This window comes from Halomonas sp. (assembly GCF_031581305.1).
In the GTDB taxonomy this organism is placed as follows: domain Bacteria; phylum Pseudomonadota; class Gammaproteobacteria; order Pseudomonadales; family Halomonadaceae; genus Halomonas.
Window position 1 is genome coordinate 1 of record NZ_JAVLBC010000288.1, and the last position, 2,767, is coordinate 2,767.

General features: G+C 68.7%; 2 protein-coding genes. One reads left to right on the top strand and one right to left on the bottom strand.

Features of this window, described 5'->3' with window-relative positions; translation table 11 throughout:
• Positions 1-1,718, bottom strand: a 1,718-nt coding sequence (locus tag RI841_RS15825; RefSeq protein WP_310706591.1) for a formate--tetrahydrofolate ligase, incomplete at its 3' end; no start/stop codon positions are given.
• 206 nt (positions 1,719-1,924) lie between these two features.
• Here RI841_RS15825 and RI841_RS15830 point away from each other — a divergent pair.
• A partial coding sequence (locus tag RI841_RS15830; protein ID WP_310706592.1) for a GlxA family transcriptional regulator occupies positions 1,925-2,767 on the top strand: 843 nt, incomplete at its 3' end.

Below are 2,767 nucleotides of genomic sequence, written 5' to 3' on the forward strand. Positions count from 1 at the left end.
CCGACGGTGTTGCCCTCATCATCGATATCGATCCGCGTGGCCGCCGGCGAGGCGTTGAGTCCCGGCATCGTACGGATATCCCCGGCCAGCGCGTAGACGAAGCCGGCGCCGGCGGAGAGGCGCACCTCGCGGACTGGCAGTCGCCAGCCTGTGGGGGCGCCGAGCCGCCCCGGGTCGGATGACAGCGACATATGCGTCTTGGCGATGCACACCGGCAACTCGCCGTATCCCTGATGCTCCCAGGCTTCCAGCTGTTCACGGACCCGGGGGGCGAAGTCGACTCCATCGGCTCCATAGAGACGCGTGGCGATGCGCTCGATCTTGGCTGTCAGGGGCAGTTCGGCGGGGTAAAGGTATTGAAAGTTGCCGCCGGCCTCGGCCGCTTCGGCGACGGCCTCCGCCAGTGCCAGGGCACCTTCGCCGCCGTGGCACACATGGCTCGAGACCTCGGCGCGCACCCCCACCGATGCCGCCAGTTCGCGGATGGCGTCCACCTCGCCGGGATGGTCGCCGGGGAAGGCGTTGATCGCCACGACCGGCGTGAGGCCGTGGGCGCGGACGTTGTCGATCTGCTTGAGCAGGTTGGCGCCGCCTTCCCGTACCTCATCAGGGGATTCCGACAGCAGCGAGGCGGGCATCGGCTGACCGGGTACCACCCGGTGGCGGCCGCTGTGGTACTTCATGGCACGTACCGTCACCACCAGCACTGCGGCATCCGGAACGAGGCCGGACGTGCGGCACTTGATATTGAAGAAGCGCTCGGCGCCCATGTCGGCACCGAATCCCGCCTCGGTGACCACGAAGTCGCCGGCATGCAGGCCGATGCGGTCGGCGACGATCGAGGAGTTGCCGTGGGCGATGTTGCCGAAGGGGCCGGCATGGATCAGCGCCGGGGCGTGCTCGAGGGTCTGCAGCAGGTTGGGCTTGAACGCCTCCTTGAGCAGCACCGTCATGGCGCCAGCGGCGCCGATCTGCTCGGCGGTGACCGGCGCGCCGTCGCGGTCCAGTCCCACGATCAGCCGGCCCAGGCGTCGGCGCAGGTCGGCCAGGGAGTCGGCCAGCGCCAGCACCGCCATCACCTCGGAAGCGGCGGTGATCTCGAAGCCCCCCTGGCGGGCGATGCCATCGCCCCGTCCGCCGAGGCCCATGACCAGGTGCCGCAGGGCGCGGTCATTGAGGTCGATGACGCGCTGCCATCGCACCTCGCGAGTATCCAACTCGGGTTCCAGGCGGTGATGCAGGTGATTGTCGACCATGGCCGCCAGCAGGTTGTGGGCCGCCGCCACCGCGTGGATGTCGCCGGTGAGGTGCAGGTTGATGCGTTCCATGGGCAGCACCTGGCTGTAGCCGCCGCCGGTGGCGCCGCCCTTGAGCCCCAGGGTCGGGCCCATGGAGGGCTGGCGCAGGGCCACGGTGGCGGTGTGACCGAGGCGCTGCAGCCCCTGTACCAGGCCGATGGCGGTGGTGGTCTTGCCTTCCCCCGGGGGTGTCGGGGTCATGGACGTCACCACCACGTAGCGTCCTCGTGGCCGCTCGGCCAGGCTCGTCATGGCCGCCAGGTCAAGCTTGGCAATGCCGCGGCCATAGGGCTCCACTGCCTCGCCGGGCAGGCCCAGGCGATGGGCGATCTCCTCGATGGGCCAGAGGCGCACCGCGCGGGCGATGCTCAGGTTGTCGATGGGCCGGGACAAGGCCTGTTCGGTCGCTTGGGGTGCCATCAGCGTCTCTCCTCTGGACGTTGGGCGGTCATGCGTCAGGTTCAGTATCGCGCGCTTCGCGAGCCGGTCTTGCCTGGCGGCGTCGGTGGCCTTGGGCGCAGCGACACGCGGGGCAGCATTTCCGCCCTTGCCGACAGTGGAAGGGATGGGCTATCCCTGAGGCAAGGTCGCCGCGGCCGTGCGTCGGCGAGAGGGAAGGAAGGGTAATGCAGACTCCCATACCCGCCAAGGACCATCATGATATCGGCTTTCTGTTGCTGCCGGGGTTCTCTCAGCTCGCCTTCTCCTCGGCGCTTGAGCCCCTGCGCATGGCCAACCATCTGGCCGGTCGCAACCTCTATACCTGGCACCTGGTGAGCCGTGACGGTACAGCGGTGACGGCCAGCAGCGGCCTGGACACGGCGGTGGACCAGGCACTGGAGCCGATGCCGGAACTGGACCTGCTCCTGGTGTGTAGTGGGGTGGACGTGCAGGCGCACTGCGATCGCGCGACGCTCGCCTGGCTCAGGCGCCTGGCCGAGCGGCGGATTCCTCTGGGGGCGGTGTGCACCGGGGGTTATGCGTTGGCCAGTGCGGGGCTGCTCGACGGTTATCGCTGCACCCTGCACTGGGAGCATATCGGCAGCCTCCACGAGGCGCGGCGCTTTCCCGAGGTGACGTTCACCTCACAGCTCTTCGTCATGGATCGCGATCGCTACACCTGCTCGGGCGGTATCGCGCCTCTGGACATGATGCTCACCCTGGTCAGCCGCCAGCAGGGCCTGGCCCTGGCCGAGGCGATCGCCGAGGAGTTCATCCACGAGCGCATTCGCGGCGTGGGCGACCGCCAGCGCAGCCCGCTGCGGGTGCGCCTGGGGCACAGTCATCCCAAGCTGGAGGAGGTGGCCACACTGATGGAAGCCAATCTTCAGGAGCCGCTGGCGCTGAACGAGTTGGCCGATTACGCTGGTCTGTCGCGCCGCCAGCTGGAGCGCCTCTTCCAGCGTTACGTGAGCTGCTCCCCGCTCAAGTACTACCTTGAGCTGCGCCTGGCTCGCGCGCGGTTGCTG